The organism is Olleya sp. NP1-10, from assembly GCF_055804415.1.
This window is the reverse complement of the sequence record NZ_CM147840.1, coordinates 165,001-170,000: the sequence shown is the minus strand read 5'-3', so window position 1 is coordinate 170,000 and position 5,000 is coordinate 165,001. Positions and strand designations below refer to the sequence as shown.

The window sequence follows — 5,000 nt, the reverse complement described above, 5'->3', positions numbered from 1 at the left end:
ACGGTCCTAAGGTAGCGAAATTCCTTGTCGGGTAAGTTCCGACCTGCACGAATGGTGCAACGATCTGGACACTGTCTCAGCCATGAGCTCGGTGAAATTGTAGTATCGGTGAAGATGCCGATTACCCGCTGTGGGACGAAAAGACCCCGTGCACCTTTACTATAGCTTAGTATTGGTTTTGGATAAGTAATGTGTAGGATAGGTGGGAGACTTTGAAGTGGCGTCGCTAGGCGTTGTGGAGTCATTGTTGAAATACCACCCTTTGCTTATCTAGAGTCTAACCTTCGAAGAAGGGACAGTGCTTGGTGGGTAGTTTGACTGGGGTGGTCGCCTCCAAAAGAGTAACGGAGGCTTCTAAAGGTTCCCTCAGCACGCTTGGTAACCGTGCGTAGAGTGCAATGGCATAAGGGAGCTTGACTGAGAGACCTACAAGTCGATCAGGTACGAAAGTAGAGCATAGTGATCCGGTGGTTCCGTATGGAAGGGCCATCGCTCAAAGGATAAAAGGTACGCCGGGGATAACAGGCTGATCTCCCCCAAGAGCTCATATCGACGGGGGGTTTGGCACCTCGATGTCGGCTCGTCACATCCTGGGGCTGGAGAAGGTCCCAAGGGTTGGGCTGTTCGCCCATTAAAGTGGCACGCGAGCTGGGTTCAGAACGTCGTGAGACAGTTCGGTCTCTATCTACAGTGGGCGTTAGAAATTTGAGTGGATCTGACTCTAGTACGAGAGGACCGAGTTGGACTAACCTCTGGTGTATCTGTTGTTCCGCCAGGAGCATTGCAGAGTAGCTACGTTGGGAAGGGATAAGCGCTGAAAGCATATAAGCGCGAAACCCACCACAAGATGAGATTTCTTTAAAGGGTCGTGGGAGATGACCACGTTGATAGGCTATAGGTGTAAAGGCAGTAATGTCATAGCCAAGTAGTACTAATAACCCATAGGCTTATTGTACGCCTGTTTTTTATAAAGTTCAATATTATTTTCATGAATATTTTTTCAATATGTTATTATATACGGTTAAGTAGAGTATTCTACACACACCGAAAGATTTAAGGTGATTATAGCGATGGGGCTCACCTCTTACCATTCCGAACAGAGAAGTTAAGCCCATTTGCGCCGATGGTACTACATTGTGGGAGAGTAGGTCGTCGCCTTTTTTAGAGAATCCTCAACATTTATTTGTTGAGGATTTTTTTGGTATATACTTTTTTGAATAACTAGTAGACTAGACTATAGTAAAGTAAGATAAGATAAGATAAGATAAGATAAGATAAGATAAGATAAGATAATGTTTAGTATAAGCAACCGTAATCCTTAATCTTTATGTACAATTATAATGCTATGATAGTAATTTAAATAGCTGCTCAATACTACTTAACAAGCTTATAAACTATAATTACTATATATATAATATAAAGACAGAACATTTTAATTTAAACTGTCACAATTAGAAGCAGTAAATTTAGTAAGAACTAGTACGATAATAATCTTAACTAACATAGAATAAAAAAACTTTAAATACTTATAAGTAGAAAGTTATATTAGTCTTAGATTTTATATCATTAAGAAGTATTTAATTTAAAATCTAATAAATATGTCAGTCTAACATTAGACCTAAGTACCATACAAGATTATGTTTATTTTGCAAAAGATCAAGATGAAGCAATAAAGCCATTTCAAAACACTAATCAGATAACCTATCTAAAGGCTAAATTAGCAAAAGAAGTTAAATACAAAAACTTTGCATTAGACAATACTATATTATATCAAAACGTCCAAGACGATTCAAATACATTAAATGTACCACAAATAGTAACCAGAAATACGCTTTATTACTCAAACCATGTATTCAAAAAAGCACTGTATTTGCAAACAGGAGTAATCTTTAATTATTTCTCATCCTATAATATGGATGGCTATGATCCGTTGTTATCCGAGTTTTACACTCAAAACAATCACAATCAAGAGCTAGGAGGATTCTCTAGATTAGATTTCTTTGTAAACGCAAAAATCCGTCAAACAAGAATTTTTCTAAAAGCCGAACATTTCAATGCGCTCTTTACCGATCCTAATTATTATTCAGCCCCAAACCAACCATTCCGAGACTTTAAGATTAGATTTGGATTAGTTTGGAACTTCTTTTTATAGTTTAATAATGGCGTTCCCCAAGGGTCGGGCTATCACTACTCGCTTTTTTTATTAAAGTAAACGGCTAGATTAAAAGTTTGTTTTCATGCTAAAAGTATAATCCTATGTAATAAAGATTGGAATATAAAAAAAGAGCTCAAACAGACCGTTCTATCCCTAACGCGTTGACAATCAATAAACACAATTTCAAAGTAGCCAAACACTGACATATAATCAAAGAACAACATTAAAAAAACACAATAAAATCTCAAGAGATAATCAACTGATTACAAGCTGTTAAAAAGCAATATTAAAATTAAATTAAAAAAAGATTAAAATAAGTGTTGGTAGAATGGAAAAGGGTTGTATATTTGCACCCCGAAAACGACGTAACCTATTAAAAGTTATTTAGTTTCAGGAAAACGTTCTAAAGTAGTTATTGAGAGTTTTAAATAAAAAAATATTTTTTCATTTAAAACTTGTGGGATTAAAAAAAGCGAATTATATTTGCACCCGCTTAAGGAAATAACATCTTAAGAGATACAGAAAAGTTCATAAACATATTGAATTGACAGCGTAAGAACTAAATTGGAAACGATTTAATTCAAACAAGAGAATAAACCATTTTGAGTATTTTTAAACAGCTTTAATTGTTAAGCATATTAGTGGAAACACTTAAAAATTTAACGATGAAGAGTTTGATCCTGGCTCAGGATGAACGCTAGCGGCAGGCTTAACACATGCAAGTCGAGGGGTAACATTTTAGCTTGCTAAAGATGACGACCGGCGAACGGGTGCGTAACGCGTATAGAATCTACCTCTTACTAAGGGATAGCCCAGAGAAATTTGGATTAATATCTTATAGTATGTTGACTTGGCATCAAGATAACATTAAAGGTTACGGTAAGAGATGACTATGCGTCCTATTAGCTAGATGGTGTGGTAACGGCATACCATGGCGACGATAGGTAGGGGCCCTGAGAGGGGGATCCCCCACACTGGTACTGAGACACGGACCAGACTCCTACGGGAGGCAGCAGTGAGGAATATTGGACAATGGAGGCAACTCTGATCCAGCCATGCCGCGTGCAGGAAGACTGCCCTATGGGTTGTAAACTGCTTTTATACAGGAAGAAACACTGCTACGTGTAGCAGCTTGACGGTACTGTAAGAATAAGGATCGGCTAACTCCGTGCCAGCAGCCGCGGTAATACGGAGGATCCAAGCGTTATCCGGAATCATTGGGTTTAAAGGGTCCGTAGGTGGATAATTAAGTCAGAGGTGAAATCCTGCAGCTCAACTGTAGAATTGCCTTTGATACTGGTTATCTTGAGTTATTATGAAGTAGTTAGAATATGTAGTGTAGCGGTGAAATGCATAGATATTACATAGAATACCAATTGCGAAGGCAGATTACTAATAATATACTGACACTGATGGACGAAAGCGTGGGGAGCGAACAGGATTAGATACCCTGGTAGTCCACGCCGTAAACGATGGTCACTAGCTGTTCGGACTTCGGTCTGAGTGGCTAAGCGAAAGTGATAAGTGACCCACCTGGGGAGTACGTTCGCAAGAATGAAACTCAAAGGAATTGACGGGGGCCCGCACAAGCGGTGGAGCATGTGGTTTAATTCGATGATACGCGAGGAACCTTACCAGGTCTTAAATGTAAATTGACAGGTTTAGAGATAGACTTTTCTTCGGACAATTTACAAGGTGCTGCATGGTTGTCGTCAGCTCGTGCCGTGAGGTGTCAGGTTAAGTCCTATAACGAGCGCAACCCCTGTTGTTAGTTGCCAGCGATTTAAGTCGGGAACTCTAACAAGACTGCCAGTGCAAACTGTGAGGAAGGTGGGGATGACGTCAAATCATCACGGCCCTTACGTCCTGGGCTACACACGTGCTACAATGGTAGGGACAGAGAGCAGCCACTTCGCGAGAAGGAGCGAATCTATAAACCCTATCACAGTTCGGATCGGAGTCTGCAACTCGACTCCGTGAAGCTGGAATCGCTAGTAATCGCATATCAGCCATGATGCGGTGAATACGTTCCCGGGCCTTGTACACACCGCCCGTCAAGCCATGGAAGCTGGGAGTGCCTGAAGTCCGTCGCCGTAAGGAGCGGCCTAGGGTAAAATCGGTAACTAGGGCTAAGTCGTAACAAGGTAGCCGTACCGGAAGGTGCGGCTGGAACACCTCCTTTCTAGAGAAAGACGATTAAAGAATGTTTTATTATAAATAAACAAAAAGTTTATTCTCCTGCTGTTAATTTAAAATCTATTATAGTAGAGTCTCATAGCTCAGCTGGTTAGAGCGCTACACTGATAATGTAGAGGTCGGCAGTTCGAGTCTGCCTGAGACTACTAATACTATAAATAAAGGAAATTCTAGAAGTTGTTAATTCTAAATCGATAATTCTGAATACAACATTCGGGATTTATTAATGGGGGATTAGCTCAGCTGGCTAGAGCGCCTGCCTTGCACGCAGGAGGTCATCGGTTCGACTCCGATATTCTCCACAATCAACATTTAATTGTTGAAAAAGTTCATTGACATATTGAAAAAAGATACATGAAAAAAAGAGATGAGTATAACTCATTGATTTAAATAATAACTTATTAATAGTTAGTCACGAGCTACTATTAATAATGTAACTCATTAAAAAGCAAATAGTACAATAAGCTAAATAAGAGCGTATGGGGAATGCCTAGGCTCTCAGAGGCGATGAAGGACGTGATAAGCTGCGAAAAGCTACGGGGATTGGCACATACAAATTGATCCGTAGATATCCGAATGGGGCAACCCAGCATGTTGAAGACATGTTACACCGTAAGGTGAGCAAACCCGGAGAACTGAAACATCTAAG

General features: G+C 40.0%; 2 tRNA genes, 4 rRNA genes and 1 pseudogene (2 of these 7 only partly in view). All 7 read left to right on the top strand.

The features are described 5' to 3' along the window. A 23S ribosomal RNA gene (locus tag AC0L4B_RS00820) occupies positions 1-955 on the top strand (it extends 1,865 nt beyond the left edge of the window). 99 nt (positions 956-1,054) lie between these two features. Beyond that, positions 1,055-1,161, top strand: a 5S ribosomal RNA gene (rrf, locus tag AC0L4B_RS00815). Between the two features lie 427 nt (positions 1,162-1,588). Further along, positions 1,589-2,152 (top strand): annotated as a pseudogene (locus tag AC0L4B_RS00810) (putative porin); the annotation flags it as partial. Positions 2,153-2,817: 665 nt separating this feature from the next. Beyond that, positions 2,818-4,337 (top strand): 16S ribosomal RNA (locus tag AC0L4B_RS00805). An 86-nt stretch (positions 4,338-4,423) separates the two neighbouring features. Beyond that, positions 4,424-4,497: transfer RNA gene (locus AC0L4B_RS00800), tRNA-Ile, on the top strand. An 82-nt stretch (positions 4,498-4,579) separates the two neighbouring features. Next, positions 4,580-4,653, top strand: a tRNA-Ala gene (locus AC0L4B_RS00795). A 156-nt stretch (positions 4,654-4,809) separates the two neighbouring features. Then, a 23S ribosomal RNA gene (locus AC0L4B_RS00790) occupies positions 4,810-5,000 on the top strand (it continues 2,629 nt past the right edge of the window). Together the 16S, 23S and 5S rRNA genes with 2 tRNA genes alongside form the textbook arrangement of a ribosomal RNA operon.